At 55.8% G+C, this 15,971-nt stretch carries 14 protein-coding genes; 8 read left to right on the forward strand and 6 right to left on the reverse strand.

The genetic code is table 11. The features are described 5' to 3' along the window. Positions 1-106: 106 nt before the first annotated feature. A complete protein-coding gene (mioC, locus tag CRO87_RS08505; RefSeq protein WP_097162493.1) occupies positions 107-556 on the reverse strand; it encodes an FMN-binding protein MioC in 450 nt (149 codons plus the stop codon). 91 nt (positions 557-647) lie between these two features. Continuing rightward, positions 648-1,106, reverse strand: a complete 459-nt coding sequence (gene asnC / locus CRO87_RS08510; protein ID WP_045853727.1) for a transcriptional regulator AsnC — start codon at positions 1,104-1,106, stop codon at positions 648-650. 152 nt (positions 1,107-1,258) lie between these two features. On the opposite strand from asnC, the gene asnA reads away from it, so the two are divergent. Beyond that, positions 1,259-2,251, forward strand: a complete 993-nt coding sequence (gene asnA / locus CRO87_RS08515; protein WP_097162494.1) for an aspartate--ammonia ligase — start codon at positions 1,259-1,261, stop codon at positions 2,249-2,251. Here asnA and viaA read toward each other — a convergent pair whose 3' ends face one another. Together viaA and ravA are read right to left on the reverse strand one after the other, a co-directional pair. Beyond that, positions 2,252-3,703 (reverse strand): ATPase RavA stimulator ViaA, encoded by a 1,452-nt coding sequence (viaA, locus tag CRO87_RS08520; RefSeq protein WP_097162495.1) that lies wholly within the window; start codon positions 3,701-3,703, stop codon positions 2,252-2,254. It abuts the gene before it with no gap. Beyond that, positions 3,703-5,199, reverse strand: a complete 1,497-nt coding sequence (gene ravA / locus CRO87_RS08525) for an ATPase RavA (RefSeq protein ID WP_097162496.1) — start codon at positions 5,197-5,199, stop codon at positions 3,703-3,705. Before ravA ends, viaA begins: the two co-directional genes overlap by 1 nt. A gap of 219 nt (positions 5,200-5,418) precedes the next feature. Here ravA and kup point away from each other — a divergent pair, with 219 nt between their 5' ends. From kup to rbsR, 7 genes are all read left to right on the forward strand, one after another. Beyond that, positions 5,419-7,290 (forward strand): low affinity potassium transporter Kup, encoded by a 1,872-nt coding sequence (gene kup, locus CRO87_RS08530; RefSeq protein ID WP_097162497.1) that lies wholly within the window; start codon positions 5,419-5,421, stop codon positions 7,288-7,290. A gap of 207 nt (positions 7,291-7,497) precedes the next feature. Beyond that, on the forward strand, positions 7,498-7,917 hold the full coding sequence (rbsD, locus tag CRO87_RS08535) for a D-ribose pyranase (protein WP_097162498.1): 420 nt from the start codon (positions 7,498-7,500) through the stop codon (positions 7,915-7,917). A gap of 7 nt (positions 7,918-7,924) precedes the next feature. Beyond that, entirely contained in the window at positions 7,925-9,430 is a 1,506-nt protein-coding gene (rbsA, locus tag CRO87_RS08540) for a ribose ABC transporter ATP-binding protein RbsA (RefSeq protein WP_097162499.1), read from the forward strand. 5 nt (positions 9,431-9,435) lie between these two features. After that, the gene (gene rbsC, locus CRO87_RS08545; RefSeq protein ID WP_097162500.1) at positions 9,436-10,401 is read left to right on the forward strand and encodes a ribose ABC transporter permease; all 966 of its coding nucleotides are present in this window, start codon (positions 9,436-9,438) and stop codon (positions 10,399-10,401) included. A 28-nt stretch (positions 10,402-10,429) separates the two neighbouring features. Then, complete coding sequence (gene rbsB, locus CRO87_RS08550; RefSeq protein ID WP_097162501.1) at positions 10,430-11,320, forward strand: ribose ABC transporter substrate-binding protein RbsB; 891 nt, start codon at positions 10,430-10,432, stop codon at positions 11,318-11,320. A 108-nt stretch (positions 11,321-11,428) separates the two neighbouring features. Continuing rightward, complete coding sequence (gene rbsK, locus CRO87_RS08555) at positions 11,429-12,358, forward strand: ribokinase (protein ID WP_097162518.1); 930 nt, start codon at positions 11,429-11,431, stop codon at positions 12,356-12,358. 3 nt (positions 12,359-12,361) lie between these two features. Next, on the forward strand, positions 12,362-13,354 hold the full coding sequence (rbsR, locus tag CRO87_RS08560; protein ID WP_097162502.1) for a ribose operon transcriptional repressor RbsR: 993 nt from the start codon (positions 12,362-12,364) through the stop codon (positions 13,352-13,354). On the opposite strand, the gene mdtD is transcribed toward rbsR, so the two are convergent. Both mdtD and CRO87_RS08570 read right to left on the reverse strand, forming a co-directional pair. Next, positions 13,351-14,754: a multidrug transporter subunit MdtD gene (gene mdtD, locus CRO87_RS08565; RefSeq protein ID WP_097162503.1), complete on the reverse strand. Its 1,404-nt coding sequence runs from the start codon at positions 14,752-14,754 to the stop codon at positions 13,351-13,353. The two genes, rbsR and mdtD, sit on opposite strands and share 4 nt — an antisense overlap. Further along, the gene (locus CRO87_RS08570; protein WP_097162504.1) at positions 14,755-15,459 is read right to left on the reverse strand and encodes a FadR/GntR family transcriptional regulator; all 705 of its coding nucleotides are present in this window, start codon (positions 15,457-15,459) and stop codon (positions 14,755-14,757) included. Between the last annotated feature and the right edge of the window lie 512 nt (positions 15,460-15,971).

A 15,971-nucleotide genomic window follows, 5' to 3' on the forward strand; every position in this document is an offset into this window, starting at 1 on the left:
TGAAGGGTTATACACAACTCAAAAACTGACCAAACCTTATTCGTGGGATAACTACCGGTTGATCAGCGCTTTTAACCAGAGTTATCCACATAAAAAAGGCCGATCTTTACAATTCTCCGATCAGTTTTGTCCAGGATCCGAGCCAAATTTCAGCCGGATCTTCAGGAATGTCATGATCGAGGACGTTGATCTTCAGCGTTTCGCCTATCTGTTTTGCTCCGCAGGCCGTCAGTTCCTGATCGATTTTCTCGATTGCCCCGCAAAAAGTGTCATATTCGCGGCTGCCGATACCGACGGAACCAAAGCGTACGGCGCTCAGATCCGGTTTCTCTTCCTTTATTGCTTCATATAAAGGAACGAGATTATCAGGAATGTCGCCCGCGCCGTGCGTGGAGCTGACCAGCAGCCAGACTCCGCTCAGATTGAGGTCTTCAAGCAGGGGGCCATGCAGCGTTTCAGTGGAATAACCGGCGTCTTCCAGCTTCTCAGCCAGGTGTTCCGCTACGTATTCGGCACCGCCAAGCGTGCTGCCACTGATAAGTGTAATGTCTGCCATGAAAGTCCACCCTCTGATCCTGAGTGGCACATTGTACGCTGTGTGTGAGCTGGGATCTACCTGTGGAAAGATGTGGGATTAAAAAGCCCGATCACGGGCGAATGGTGCGCATGATCGGGTTCTGCAGGGAGATCAGCGTCTCGGTGGACTGAATTTCATCGATTGTTTGGATCTTGTTGATAAGTACCTGCTGGAGGGCGTCGATCGAGCGGCACATCACCTTAATAAAGATGCTGTAGTGCCCGGTGGTGTAATACGCCTCGGTCACTTCATCGAGGCTTTCCAGCCGTGCCAGCGCGGAAGGGTAATCTTTGGCGCTTTTCAAAATGATGCCAATAAAGCAGCAGACATCGTAGCCGAGCTGTTTCGGGTTCACGTCGATGCGTGCGCCGGTAATGATGCCCGCCTGCTTCATCTTCTCAACGCGCACGTGAATGGTGCCGGGGCTGACGCCGAACTGTTTGGCTAATTCGGCATAGGCGGTTCGCGCATTGGCCATCAGCGCCTCAAGGATGCCGCGGTCTAGATTGTCGATCTGATAATTTTCCATAGGATTTTCTTATGAAGTTTAACGAATCTTTCTATTTTAGCGCTTTATTTTAGTCGATTGAAATCGGCAAGGCCTTTTTGATTGTTGATTATTGAATTCATGCCTCATTCTGTTGCTTAATCAACGGCACAGGACGCAGGGGAGTATAAAAAATGAAAACCGCTTACATCGCAAAACAACGCCAGATCAGTTTCGTTAAGTCCCATTTCTCACGTGAGCTCGAAGACAGACTTGGACTCGTTGAAGTTCAGGCGCCGATCTTAAGCCGCGTGGGTGACGGCACTCAGGACAACCTTTCTGGTTGCGAAAAAGCGGTACAGGTGAAAGTGAAAACCTTGCCTGACGCCCAGTTCGAGGTGGTGCATTCCCTCGCGAAATGGAAGCGTCAGACGCTTGGCCAACACGACTTCAGCGCGGGTGAAGGGCTCTACACGCACATGAAAGCCCTTCGCCCCGATGAAGACCGTCTTACCCCAATCCATTCTGTCTACGTTGACCAGTGGGACTGGGAGCGCGTAATGGGCGACGGCGAACGCCACACCGGCACGCTGAAAGCGACCGTTGAAGCAATTTATGCCGGAATCAAAGCCACTGAGGCCGCCGTCAGCAAAGAGTTTGGTCTGGCACCGTTCCTGCCAGAACAGATCCACTTTGTTCACAGCCAGGATCTGCTGACCCGCTACCCGGGTCTGGATGCCAAAGGCCGCGAACGCGCCATTGCCAAAGAGATGGGTGCCGTCTTCCTGATTGGGATTGGCGGGAAACTTTCCGACGGCCAGCGCCACGACGTGCGTGCGCCGGACTATGATGACTGGAGCACTCAGGGCGAAGCGGGCCTGGCAGGCCTGAACGGCGATATTCTGGTCTGGAACCCGGTGCTGGAAGATGCCTTTGAGATCTCTTCCATGGGGATCCGCGTGGATGCCGAAGCGCTGAAACGTCAGTTAGCACTCACTGGGGATGAAGATCGTCTGCAGCTCGAGTGGCACCAGGCGCTGCTGCGCGGTGAGATGCCACAAACTGTCGGCGGCGGGATTGGCCAGTCGCGTCTGACCATGCTGCTGTTACAGCTGCCGCATATCGGCCAGGTGCAGTGCGGCGTATGGCCACAGCAGATCCGCGAAAGCGTAGGCTCCCTGCTCTAATCAGCGTTTCCAGCGCCGCAGTAAACGGCTACGCAACCCGGTATCAAAGCGCCAGATATGATCGAAGATGCGCATGATGCCGGGTTTTCCATGTTGCGACATCGCCACCGCGTGGAAGCGATGCAGGTGTTTGCGCTGAAGCTCGCCCACTTTGCTCACCACGTCGTCCGGCAGCCGCTGGGCAATGAAGTCCGAAATCACCACCGCATCCGCATCCGTCCATTCCGGCCCCTGCATTCTTTCGATAATGGCGCGAAAACAGCTGGCGATATCAGTGCCGCCGCGAAAGCGCTGGCTTAAAAATCGGATTGCCTGCTCCAGCCCGTTCGGGCCGGTAAGCTCATAGCGCACCACTTCGCTGGAAAACAGCATAATGAAGCAGCGGCGATTATCCGCCAGCGCCACCCGCATCAGCGCCAGGCAGAAGGCTTTGGCGCACTGCTCGTTAAACCCACCCATAGAACCTGACGTATCCACGCAGACGATAAACGGCCCGCGCGGCTGCTCGTCAAAGTCCTGATGCACCACCGGGCGTTCGCTGAGCTTTTCCCGCCAGGCGTCGCCGTGCAGCCGGTAAGTGAGTAACTGCTTCTCCACCAGCCGGCGATAAAACTCATATTCCAGTTCGCTGATGCCGAGCGTGGCCAGTTCGGGCGGCAGCAGGCGCAGAATGTCGTCGCTTTGCTGCAGGCCATCGACCTGTTCAGGCACCGTCGCCGGTTCGCGCACCAGCGTGCGGAAGGTTTCCATCGGCGAATCTTTTCGCGGCACGGATTTGGCTTCGCGCGAACGGCCGAGCTGTTCCGCCAGCCGCATCAGCTCGGGCTGCTCGCTGAGAAAATCACCGTATCTGACGATGAGCTGCCAGTCGCCGCGCTTCAGCTGGCCCGCGCTCATGTCCCACAGCCGTCCGGCGGCGGTGTCGTTTTCCACCAGTACCGGTTCCAGCTGCCCGCTGAGCGTCATTTTCTCCTGCACTTCGCTGAGCAACAGTTCCCTTTCATCCTCCAGCAGCTGCTGGTTGAGGCTGGTGGCCTGAACAACCAGGCTCAGACGCCAGCGCTGTAAAAACAGCGTGTGCAGCGCGGCGGTGAAGGTAGCGTTGTTATCCACCAGCTGCTGTGCCTGGGCAGCAAAGGGCGAGTGGACCTTCTTTAGCAGCGTCAGCAGCTGCGGAAGCTGGACGATAAATTGCGAAGTCGACAGGGTCTGGCTTTGCTGAAACGCCATCACCTCATCGCTGAGATCCTGCGGGACGTGCGCCTCTTTCATTTTGCCTTTCAGCGCTTCACGCCAGCGGGGAATATCTTCGGTGAGAGCGTTCTTAAGGCGGGGAAACTTCTCGAAGAAGATCGCCAGCTGCGGTGAGGCCAGCAGCGCAAGGATCATCTCTTCGATCAATCCTTCTTCGCTGACCGCCAGCATCACGTTAAGCGTGTCGAGGGTGAGCATTACTGCCGCGCCTGTTTGATCTGCGCGCCGACGTCCTGCAGGCTGGCCTCAATTTTCCCTAACCAGTCGCCGTGGATGAACAGGCACTTTTGCTGCTCGCTGAAGCGGGTGTGCTGCTGATGCCACTCGTCGTCCAGGGCTTCCAGCTGCTGCTTGATTTCGCCGGGCATGTTTTCCGGCGCAGAGCTGCCCGGCAGCGCCAGACGGGAGCCCTGCAGGCTGACGTCGCGCACCACCAGATGCAGACTGGTGTCCACTTCCAGGTTCAGCACCTGCGCGAAGCCAATGCCGTTGAGTTTGCCGCGTATCTCGCCGCTTTTCTCAAGCCACTGAGCCAGCGCGGTACGCTCAACAGAAATATGCACAACGTTCATGTCATGCAGCTTCAGCGGCTGTTGCAGTAACAACGTGAGCGTCGGCTCCTGCAAGCTCTCGGGCAGTTCGTAATGCGGCTTGCGGCTGAACATGCCGCCCATGCGGGAAACCTTCAGCGCCGTTTTGTCGCTCTGCTGCTGTTGCAGCTGGAGCCTGCGCTGAATAATGGTGCCGAGTTTTGTCAGCATCGCCTGCTGCTGCCAGGCGTGCCCGGTCATCAAAATGTCCAGCTGCTGCTGCATCAGATTGCGGCTCTCGGCGTCGTGCCACAGGCAGTCTTTCAACAGGATCAGATCGATGGGCGCTATTGCCTCGCGACCGCTGAAGAAGGCACAGGCCTGCAATAAGCGGATCGCCTTTTTCCAGCGTCGGTCGGACACATAGGGCGCGTTGGGCAGGGTATCGAGCTGCTGACGCAGGTGATAAATCAGTTCGAAAACTGCGTCTGTCAGCTTCACGCCGCCAATATCCACCTGCCACTGCCTGAACTCTTCGTCGGTAACCTGCAGGTTTTCAGATACCGGGTTGGCGCTTTCATCCTGCTGATTGATAAGCAGCGAGCGGAAGTTGCTCTTTTCCTGAACCTTATCGAGCCACAGGCGAATCAGCATGCGGTCGTAAAGTGCCTCAAGGCTGCTGTCGGCTTCCGGGAGCTCGTTAGAGGCGGCCACCAGCAGGCGCATCGGGATTTTCTCTTCGTGTGCGCCGTTGCGGAAGCTACGTTCGTTGATGGCGGTCAGCAGCGTGTTCAGGATGGCCGGGCCCGCTTTCCAGATTTCATCGAGGAAGACGATCTCTGCTTCAGGCAGATAGCCCGTGGTTAACCGCTCGTATCGGCCTTCATCCTTTAACGCTTGAATGGACAACGGACCGAACACCTCTTCAGGTGTGGAAAAACGGGTCATCAGATATTCAAAGGCGCGGGCGTGTCGGAAGGCGAACTTGAGGCGGCGGGCGATCAGGCTTTTGGCGATCCCCGGCGGCCCCAGAAGAAATACGCTTTCGCCGCTCAGCGCTGCCAGCAGGCATAAACGAATGGCGTGACTGCGCTCGAACAGGCCTTTTTCAAGCGCCTGGCTGAGCCGGGAAATTCTTTCTGCTAATAAGTGTGATTGCGCCATAATAGAGAGGTGTCCTTCCAGCATTTATCCAGCTATCAAGCGATTATAGCCCTTTGCGGGCGCCGGGTAATAGTGCGAGAAGTCGCCTGATTTTTCTTGAGCAAGGTTAATGCGGGGTCATTTTGGAGTACGAATCTTCGATTAATCGTGCATACTGTGCGCCTTTTGTGAGCCAGGGAAAGCGGTACACATTTGTCTTATTAAACGAAAGACGAGTCTATGAGCACTGATAATAAGCAGTCCCTGCCGGCCATCACCCTGGCCGCTATCGGCGTGGTCTATGGTGATATCGGCACCAGCCCCCTTTATACACTGAGAGAGTGTCTCTCGGGCCAGTTTGGATTTGGCGTAGAACGCGATGCTGTTTTTGGCTTTTTATCGCTGATTTTCTGGCTGCTGATTTTTACCGTTTCCCTGAAGTACATCACCTTCGTAATGCGTGCGGATAACGCCGGTGAAGGTGGGATCTTAACGCTGATGTCCCTTGCCGGGCGTAATACCTCCGCGAGAATGACGTCTGTGCTGGTGATCCTCGGGCTTATCGGCGGCAGCTTCTTCTATGGTGAGGTGGTTATCACGCCCGCCATCTCAGTGATGTCGGCCATCGAAGGCCTTGAGATCATCGCCCCACAGCTTGATAGCTGGATTGTCCCTATATCTATCGGCGTGTTGACTCTGCTGTTTGTGATTCAGAAGCATGGGACGGCGATGGTCGGTAAGCTGTTCGCACCTATCATGCTCATCTGGTTCCTGCTGCTGGCCGTGCTTGGCGCGCGCAGCATCATTGATAACCCGGAAGTCTTGCAGGCGCTGAACCCATACTGGGCGGTGCATTTCTTCATGGAATACAAAACCGTATCGTTTGTAGCGCTCGGCGCGGTGGTGCTGTCTATCACCGGTGTGGAAGCGCTGTATGCCGATATGGGCCACTTTGGCAAACTGCCGATTCGTATCGCCTGGTTTACCGTCGTTCTGCCTTCTCTGGTGCTGAACTACTTCGGCCAGGGGGCGCTGCTGCTCAAACACCCGGAAGCGATTAAGAACCCGTTCTTCCTGCTGGCACCGGAGTGGGCGCTGATCCCTATGCTGGTTATCGCCGCGCTGGCGACGGTCATCGCTTCTCAGGCGGTTATCTCTGGCGTCTTCTCTCTGACCCGTCAGGCCGTGCGTCTCGGCTATCTTTCGCCGATGCGCATCATCCATACGTCTGAAATGGAATCCGGGCAGATTTACATCCCGTTTGTTAACTGGATGCTGTACGTGTCGGTGGTGCTGGTTATCGTCAGCTTCGAGCACTCCAGTAACCTCGCGGCGGCTTATGGTATTGCGGTAACAGGCACCATGGTGTTGACCTCTATTCTGGCGACCACCGTGGCGCGCAAAAACTGGCACTGGAATAAATATCTGGTGTTCCTGATCCTGATTGCGTTCCTTTGCGTCGACGTACCGCTCTTCTCCGCGAACCTCGACAAGCTGCTCTCCGGCGGCTGGTTGCCGCTGACGCTGGGCCTGGTGATGTTCATGGTGATGACCACCTGGAAAAGCGAGCGCTTCCGCCTGCTGCGACGTATGCATGAGCACGGCAACTCTCTCGAGGCGATGATTGCTTCTCTGGAGAAATCGCCGCCGGTTCGCGTGCCGGGCACCGCGGTGTATATGTCCCGCGCGCTGAACGTCATTCCGTTTGCAATGCTGCACAACCTCAAGCACAACAAAGTGCTGCACGAGCGTGTGATCCTGCTGACGCTTCGCACCGAAGATGCGCCGTACGTGCATAACGTGCGTCGTGTGCAGATTGAGCAGCTTTCACCGTCGTTCTGGCGCGTGGTGGCAAGCTACGGCTGGCGTGAAACGCCAAACGTGGAAGAAGTGTTCCACCGCTGCGGCCTGGAAGGCCTGAGCTGCCGGATGATGGAAACCTCATTCTTCATGTCGCATGAGTCGCTGATTATCGGCAACGACAGACCGTGGTATCTGCGCCTGCGCGGCAAACTCTACCTGCTGCTACAGCGCAACGCCCTGCGTGCGCCGGACCAGTTTGAGATACCACCTAACCGCGTGATAGAGCTTGGGACTCAGGTCGAGATTTAACATTTAAATCGTTGCGGCCTGATGCCCTCTCCCCAACCCTCTCCCACAGGGAGAGGGCGCAAACTCTAAAAGCCTCCCCAAGGGAGGCTTTGCTTTTTCCTCGAAACGTTTCGAAGTCGATCACAATTCTATAACCTGGTGGTGGTTTTATGAGCTTTCTTCGGATTAAACTTACTTCAGCGAAACGTTTCGCTAGTGGAGCAAAAGATGAAGAAAGGTACGGTACTCAACGCTGATATTTCCTCGGTCATTTCCCGTCTTGGGCATACCGATACGCTGGTAGTGTGTGATGCGGGTCTGCCGATCCCTCACAGCGCGCAGCGCATTGATATGGCTTTAACCCAAGGCGTGCCTTCGTTTATGCAGGTGCTGGAAGTGGTCACCACGGAAATGCAGGTTGAGACGGCAATTCTCGCCGCGGAAATCAAAACCCATAACCCGCAGCTCCACGAAACGTTGCTCAGCCACATAGAGCAACTGCAACAACACCAGGGAAACACCATTGAAATTCGTTACACCACGCATGAGCAGTTCAAACTACAAACCGCAGACAGTCAGGCGGTGATTCGCAGCGGGGAGTGTTCCCCGTATGCGAATATCATTCTCTGTGCTGGCGTCACTTTCTGAGGCCATCATGGACGCATTACTGCAACTTAAAGGGATTGATAAATCCTTCCCGGGCGTGAAAGCCCTCTCCGGCGCATCGCTGAACGTCTACGCAGGCCGAGTTATGGCGCTGGTGGGCGAGAACGGCGCCGGCAAATCGACGATGATGAAAGTGCTGACCGGGATCTACAGTAAAGATGCCGGTTCGCTGCACTGGCTCGGGCAGGAAACGACCTTTACCGGGCCGAAGTCCTCTCAGGAAGCCGGGATCGGCATCATCCATCAGGAACTGAACCTGATCCCCCAACTGACCATCGCCGAGAACATCTTTTTAGGCCGTGAGTTCGTCAACCGCTTCGGCAAAATCGACTGGAAAACCATGCACGCCGAAGCTGACAAGCTGCTGGCGAAGCTCAACCTGCGCTTTAAGAGCGACAGGCTGGTGGGCGAGCTGTCGATTGGCGATCAGCAGATGGTCGAAATTGCCAAGGTGCTGAGCTTTGAGTCGAAGGTCATCATCATGGATGAGCCGACGGATGCGCTCACCGATACAGAAACCGAATCCCTGTTCCGCGTTATTCGCGAACTGAAATCTCAGGGGCGCGGCATCGTCTACATTTCCCATCGCATGAAAGAGATTTTTGAAATCTGCGATGACGTCACCGTCTTCCGCGACGGGCAGTTCATTGCCGAACGCGAAGTCTCAAGCCTGACGGAAGACTCCCTGATTGAGATGATGGTCGGTCGCAAGCTTGAAGATCAGTATCCCCATCTTGATAAAACCCCCGGCGAAGTACGACTGAAAGTCGATAACCTTTGCGGGCCGGGCGTCAGCGATGTCTCCTTCACTCTGCGTAAAGGCGAAATCCTTGGCGTTGCAGGGCTGATGGGTGCAGGTCGAACCGAACTGATGAAAGTGCTTTATGGCGCGCTGCCGCGTACCAGCGGCTATGTGACGCTGGACGGCCATGAAGTGGTGACCAAATCTCCGCAGGACGGCCTGGCGAACGGCATCGTCTACATCTCCGAAGACCGCAAGCGTGATGGTCTGGTGTTGGGCATGTCGGTGAAAGAGAACATGTCGCTGACCGCGCTGCGCTATTTCAGCCGCTCAGGCGGTAGCCTCAAGCATAAGGATGAACAGCAGGCGGTGAGCGATTTTATCCGTCTGTTTAACGTTAAAACGCCGTCGATGGAACAGGCGATTGGCCTGCTGTCCGGCGGTAATCAGCAAAAAGTCGCCATTGCCCGTGGGCTGATGACGCGCCCGAAGGTGCTGATCCTCGATGAGCCTACGCGCGGCGTCGACGTAGGGGCGAAAAAAGAGATTTATCAGCTGATTAACCAGTTTAAAGCCGATGGCCTGAGCATCATCCTCGTCTCCTCGGAGATGCCGGAAGTGTTGGGCATGAGCGACCGCATCATGGTGATGCACGAAGGGCATCTCGGCGGTGAATTCACGCGCGAGCAGGCCACTCAGGAAGTATTGATGGCTGCCGCAGTGGGCAAGCTTAATCGTGTGAATCAGGAGTAAGAAAGATGACTACCCAGGCTGTTGCTGGTCGCCGCTATTTCACAAAGGCGTGGCTGTTAGAGCAAAAATCGCTGATCGCCCTGCTGGTGCTGATCGCGATCGTCTCGACCATGAGCCCGAACTTTTTTACCGTTAATAACCTGTTCAACATTCTCCAGCAGACTTCGGTGAACGCCATTATGGCCGTTGGGATGACGCTGGTTATTCTGACCTCCGGTATTGATCTGTCCGTCGGTTCGCTGCTGGCGCTGACCGGCGCCATTGCGGCATCGCTTGTCGGGATTGAAGTTAATGCGCTGGTGGCGGTAGCTGCTGCGCTTGCCGCCGGGGCCGCCATCGGTGCGGTAACTGGCGTGATTGTGGCGAAAGGTCGCGTGCAGGCGTTTATTGCAACGCTGGTGATGATGCTGCTGCTGCGTGGTGTGACGATGGTTTACACCAACGGCAGTCCGATGAATACCGGGTTTACCGATAACGCCGATCTGTTCGGCTGGTTCGGCATTGGCCGCCCGCTGGGCATCCCGACGCCGGTGTGGATCATGGCGATTGTGTTCCTCGCCGCTTGGTACATGCTGCACCACACGCGCCTCGGACGTTATATCTATGCGCTTGGCGGGAACGAAGCGGCAACGCGTCTGTCCGGTATCAGCGTCAATAAAGTCAAAATTATCGTTTATTCCCTGTGTGGTCTGCTGGCTTCTCTGGCGGGCATCATCGAAGTGGCGCGCCTCTCCTCCGCGCAGCCAACGGCGGGTACAGGCTACGAGCTGGATGCGATTGCAGCAGTGGTACTCGGCGGCACCAGCCTCGCGGGCGGTAAAGGTCGCATTGTTGGGACGCTGATCGGCGCATTGATTCTCGGATTCCTGAATAATGGTTTGAATTTGTTAGGTGTTTCCTCCTATTACCAGATGATCGTCAAAGCGGTGGTGATATTGCTGGCGGTGCTGGTAGACAACAAAAAGCAGTAATAACTGACATAACAGGACCTCTACAGATATGAACATGAAAAAACTGGCTACCCTGGTTTCCGCAGTGGCACTGAGCGCCACCGTAAGTGCTAACGCAATGGCAAAAGACACCATCGCGCTGGTTATCTCCACCCTGAACAACCCGTTCTTCGTTTCCCTGAAGGACGGTGCGCAGAAAGAAGCCGATAAACTCGGCTACAACCTGGTGGTGCTGGATTCTCAGAACAACCCGGCAAAAGAGCTGGCAAACGTGCAGGACCTGACCGTGCGCGGCACCAAAATCCTGCTGATCAACCCAACCGATTCAGACGCCGTCGGTAATGCCGTGAAGATGGCAAACCAGGCAAAAATTCCGGTGATCACCCTCGACCGTCAGGCATCTAAAGGCGAAGTGGTGAGCCACATTGCTTCTGACAACGTGCTGGGTGGCAAAATCGCCGGTGATTACATCGCGAAGAAAGCAGGTGAAGGCGCGAAGGTTATCGAACTGCAGGGCATCGCCGGGACTTCCGCTGCACGCGAACGCGGTGAAGGATTCCAGCAGGCCGTGGCAGCTCACAAGTTTGATGTCCTGGCGAGCCAGCCTGCCGATTTCGACCGTACTAAAGGTCTGAACGTGATGCAGAACCTGCTGACCGCCCATCCTGACGTGAAAGCGGTATTCGCTCAGAACGACGAAATGGCGCTCGGCGCGCTGCGTGCATTGCAGACTGCCGGTAAAACAGATGTGATGGTTGTCGGTTTTGACGGCACGCCTGATGGCGAAAAGGCAGTAAATGATGGCAAACTGGCAGCGACTATTGCACAGCTGCCGGAGCAAATCGGCGCCCAGGGCGTTGACGTTGCTGCTAAGGTACTGAAAGGTGAGAAGGTTCAGGCTAAATATCCTGTTGACCTGAAGCTGGTCATCAAGCAATAAGTCATACCGATTCAGGCCACCAAAGAGCCTGAGGGGACAACGTAAAAAGAAAAGCGTGGCATGCGCCACCGGGTTCCCGGTGGCGCTCTTTACCGGACACTCATGATTATGAATAACGCAGGCAACCTCGTCGTCCTTGGCAGCATCAATGCCGATCACATTCTTAACCTTGAATCTTTCCCGCGTCCGGGCGAAACCGTGACGGGCAGCCACTATCAGGTCGCGTTCGGCGGTAAAGGCGCGAACCAGGCCGTGGCGGCCGGGCGCAGCGGCGCAAACATCGCGTTTATCGCCTGTACCGGCGATGACGACACCGGCGAGCGCATTCGTAAACAGCTGGTCAGCGACAATATCGACGTAGCGCCGGTCACCGCCGTTGCCGGAGAGTCGACCGGCGTTGCGCTGATTTTTGTTAACGGCGAAGGGGAGAATGTCATCGGTATTCATGCCGGGGCCAATGCAGCGCTCTCCGCAGCGCTTGTGACCGCGCAGGAAAATCTTATCGCGCAGGCCGACGCTCTGCTGATGCAGCTCGAATCACCGCTGGACAGCGTGCTGCTGGCTGCGAAGATCGCGCATCAAAATAAGACTCAGGTTGTGCTCAACCCGGCTCCGGCAAGAGAACTTTCTGACGAACTGCTGGCGCTGGTGGATATCATCACCCCGAACGAAACCGAAGCTGAAAAGCTGACGGGCGTGAAGGTGGAAACGGATGAAGACGCAGCGAAAGCGGCGCAGGTTCTGCATGAAAAGGGCATTGATACCGTCATTATTACCCTCGGCAGCCGCGGCGTGTGGGCCAGCCAGAATGGCAAAGGCGAACGTGTGCCAGGCTTTAAGGTGCAGGCTGTGGATACCATCGCGGCTGGAGATACCTTCAACGGCGCGCTGATGACGGCACTGCTGGAAGAAAAACCACTGGCGCAGGCGCTGCGTTTTGCTCATGCCGCCGCGGCGATTGCCGTGACCCGCAAAGGCGCCCAGCCTTCCGTTCCATGGCGTAAAGAGATCGACGACTTTCTTTGTCAGCAGGGGTAACGCTTGGCTACCATGAAGGATGTTGCCCGCCTGGCGGGCGTTTCCACCTCAACGGTGTCTCACGTCATTAATAAAGACAGATTTGTCAGCGAAGCCATTACTGAAAAAGTGCTGGCGGCGATCCAGAGCCTCAACTATGCGCCTTCAGCCCTGGCGCGTAGCCTCAAGCTAAACCAGACCCGCACCATTGGCATGTTGATCACCGCCAGTACCAACCCGTTTTATTCGGAGCTTGTGCGCGGCGTGGAGCGCAGCTGTTTTGAGCGCGGCTACAGCCTGGTGCTGTGCAATACCGAAGGCGACGAACAGCGGATGAACCGTAATCTCGAAACGCTGATGCAAAAGCGCGTCGACGGATTGCTGCTGCTGTGCACCGAAACACATCAGCCTTCGCAGGAAATTATGCAGCGCTATCCTTCGGTGCCGACGGTGATGATGGACTGGGCGCCGTTCGACGGCGACAGCGATCTGATTCAGGACAACTCGCTGCTCGGCGGCGACATAGCGACGCAATATCTGATTGATAAGGGCTACACGCGCATCGCCTGTATTGCCGGGCCGCTGGACAAAACGCCTGCGCGTTTGCGTCTGGAAGGGTATCAGGCGGCGATGCAGCGCGGCGGGTTGCCGGTGCCTGAGGGCTACATCATCACCAGCGACTTTGAATTTGGCGGCGGCCTGACGGCGATGCAAAAGCTGCTCGCGTTGCCGCAGCCACCGCAGGCTGTTTTTGTTGGTAACGATGCTATGGCCGTCGGCGTTTATCAGGCGCTCTATCTGGCAGGCCTGAGTATCCCGCAGGATATGGCGGTTGTGGGGTATGACGATATCGAACTGGCGGGTTATATGGCGCCGCCGCTGACGACCATTCATCAGCCAAAAGATGAGCTGGGCGAACTTGCTATTGATGTCCTTATTCATCGGATTGCTCAGCCCGGACAGAAACAGCAGCGTGTTCAGCTGACGCCCGAGCTGGTGGTGCGCGGCTCAGCTTAATCCTTCTTCTTATGCCGCTCTTTAATCAGGTTGCGGCCATCCTTCGGCTTCAGCAGCATAAAGGTCACCGCCGAGAGCACGGTGATCGCGCCCATCGTAATAAAGGTGTAGTGGAACTGCTCGACGGTGTTGGCGCTGTCGAACCCTTCATAAAAGCGCAGAACGGCGGCGCTGATTGCCACCCCAAGGCTGATGGACAGCTGCTGCGTTACGGCCAGCACGCTGTTACCGCTGCTGGCGTTTTCATCCGTTAGATCCGCAAGGGTGATGGTGTTCATCGAGGTAAACTGCGTCGACATCGCCATGCCCAGCACAAACAGCGGCAGGATTAGCATCCAGACCGGCATGGAAGGTGACTGGAATGAGAACTGGGCGATCATCAGGCCGATAAACACCGTAATCCCAACCAGCGTCTTCCTGTAACCCAGCACGCGCAGAACCTGCGTAACAACAGATTTTGCCAGAATGGAGCCGACCGCCGTCGGTGCCATCATGCAGCCTGCAATCAATGCCGGATACCCGAATCCAACCTGCAACATCAGCGGCATCAGGAATGGCACGCAGCCTGTTCCCAGACGCGTGGCGAGGTTGCCCACAATCCCGACTGAGAAAGTGCGCGTCTTAAACATCGGCAGCGAAATGAGCGGCGTGGGATGACGGCGGGCGTGGCGAATATAAGAGAGTAAAAGAAGAATGCTGACGGCGATGATGCTCAGCGCAATCCACGTCGACACAATTTTCTCGCCGAACAGCTCCATCCCGCTGGAGAACAGCACCAGGCTCAGGCCAAAAAGCAGAAAACCGGTTAAGTCAAAGCTGCGTCGCGGCGTGGTGAAGTTCGGCATATATTTGCGGGCGTACAGCAGCCCGGCTACGCCAATTGGGATGTTAATCAGGAAGATCCAGTGCCAGCTTGCCCATGTCACCAGCACGCCGCCGAGCACCGGGCCCAGTATCGGGCCAACCAGCCCTGGCATGGTGACAAAGTTCAGAACCGGCAAAAGTTCGCTGCGTGGATAAGCGCGCAGTAATGCAAGACGAGCCACTGGCATCATCATCGCCCCGCCAATCCCCTGAATGATGCGGAAGATAACGAGCTGCAATAAGGAACCCGAAAGCGCACAGGCCAGCGAGCCGAGCGTGAACAGGCTCACGGCAATCATGAAAATGCGTCGCGTGCCGAACCTGTCGGCCAGCCAGCCGCTGACCGGGATCAGCATCGCTACCGTCAGGGTGTAGCTGATAATGGCGGACTGCATCGCCAGGGGAGAGCGGTTGAGGCTGTGGGCGATGGCCGGCAGCGCGGTGTTCAGAATGGTGGCGTCCAGCGCCTGCATAAAGAAGGCCATTGCCGCGATCCACGGCAGGCCCGCCATACTGCGTGCTTTCTTCTCTGTCATCTATTTACTGGCCTGAGCATTGGGGGCTGTTAACAACGCCTGACAAGCCATGAAGGCTCGCGGACCGTCGCTGTCCTGAATGGCGTTCACAATGGCCTGGTGCAAATCGAGCTTCACCACTTCATTTTGAGTAATGGCCGCGAAGTAGGTCTGGTAGACCGAATGGAATAGGGAAGCAAAAGAGGTCAAAAACGGATTGGTGCTCATCGCATAGATTTGCTCGTGCCAGGCCATATCGACTTCGATCCATCGCTGGCGGTTAAAGTGCCGCTTCAGGTGAGTCATCTCTTCCATTAAGGTATTCAGCCTGGCTTTCTGTTCCGCGCTGCCGAGCGTCGCGGCCAGCATGCAGGCCTGAGGCTCAAGGCTGCTGCGCATGACCAGGAAATGTTCCACGACTTCTTCGAAGTTATTTTCCGTAAGCCACCAGGAGAGCAGCTCCTTATCAAGGAAGTTCCAGTCGCTGCGCGGCATCACTCGGGTGCCAATGCGTGGGCGCGGCAGAACCATGCCTTTGGCCGTGAGCGTCTTTACTGCCTCCCGCACGGCGGTACGGCTTACGCCAAATTGCTCGCCGAGCTCCAGTTCGCCGGGGAGAATGCATTCTGGCGGATACTCGCCGGTTAAAATCTTCTGCGCTAATTTCTCTGCAAGAACCCATGAGATGTTCTTCTGTGCCGCCAGCTGCTGCGCGCTTAAGGACATAGCCGTCATTCCTTATCGATAGATTTACCTATCTAGTATGCCATTGGGTGACAAAATTCGGCGGTAAAATCAGCAGATAGCGCAATTAATGGTGCTTTTATGACTGCTTTGGTGAAAAAAAATGCGAACGGTAAAATAATTCAAATTTCCTCTTGTCACCTCAGAATAACTCCCTATAATGCGCCTCCACTGACACGGAACAACGGCAAACAAGCCGCCGGCTCAGCAGGGTTTCTCCGGAAATTCTGACAGAGAAAAGCGAAAATAAACGCTTGACTCTGAATGAGGAAAACGTATTATACGGGACCTCGAAACGGCGAGCGAAAGCCGCGTTTCACTGCTCTTTAACAATTTATCAGACAATCTGTGTGGGCACTCAAAGTGACATGGATTCTTAACGTCGCAAGACGAAAAATGAATACCAAGTCTCTGAGTGAACATACGTAATTCATTACGAAGTTTAATTCACGAGCATCAAACTTAAATTGAAGAGTTTGATCATGGCTCAGATT

Origin of the sequence: Enterobacter sp. CC120223-11, assembly GCF_900215375.1 — a bacterium.
GTDB lineage: Bacteria > Pseudomonadota > Gammaproteobacteria > Enterobacterales > Enterobacteriaceae > Scandinavium.

Bases quoted from the DNA above. Each gene is read 5' to 3' on its own strand.
- rbsB (WP_097162501.1), top strand. From the start codon at position 10,430: ATGAACATGAAAAAACTGGCTACCCTGGTTTCCGCAGTGGCACTGAGC.
- mioC (WP_097162493.1), bottom strand. From the start codon at position 556: ATGGCAGACATTACACTTATCAGTGGCAGCACGCTTGGCGGTGCCGAA.
- rbsC (WP_097162500.1), top strand. From the start codon at position 9,436: ATGACTACCCAGGCTGTTGCTGGTCGCCGCTATTTCACAAAGGCGTGG.
- asnC (WP_045853727.1), bottom strand. From the start codon at position 1,106: ATGGAAAATTATCAGATCGACAATCTAGACCGCGGCATCCTTGAGGCG.
- mdtD (WP_097162503.1), bottom strand. From the start codon at position 14,754: ATGACAGAGAAGAAAGCACGCAGTATGGCGGGCCTGCCGTGGATCGCG.
- rbsD (WP_097162498.1), top strand. From the start codon at position 7,498: ATGAAGAAAGGTACGGTACTCAACGCTGATATTTCCTCGGTCATTTCC.
- rbsA (WP_097162499.1), top strand. From the start codon at position 7,925: ATGGACGCATTACTGCAACTTAAAGGGATTGATAAATCCTTCCCGGGC.
- CRO87_RS08570 (WP_097162504.1), bottom strand. From the start codon at position 15,459: ATGTCCTTAAGCGCGCAGCAGCTGGCGGCACAGAAGAACATCTCATGG.
- ravA (WP_097162496.1), bottom strand. From the start codon at position 5,199: ATGGCGCAATCACACTTATTAGCAGAAAGAATTTCCCGGCTCAGCCAG.
- kup (WP_097162497.1), top strand. From the start codon at position 5,419: ATGAGCACTGATAATAAGCAGTCCCTGCCGGCCATCACCCTGGCCGCT.
- rbsK (WP_097162518.1), top strand. From the start codon at position 11,429: ATGAATAACGCAGGCAACCTCGTCGTCCTTGGCAGCATCAATGCCGAT.
- asnA (WP_097162494.1), top strand. From the start codon at position 1,259: ATGAAAACCGCTTACATCGCAAAACAACGCCAGATCAGTTTCGTTAAG.
- viaA (WP_097162495.1), bottom strand. From the start codon at position 3,703: ATGCTCACCCTCGACACGCTTAACGTGATGCTGGCGGTCAGCGAAGAA.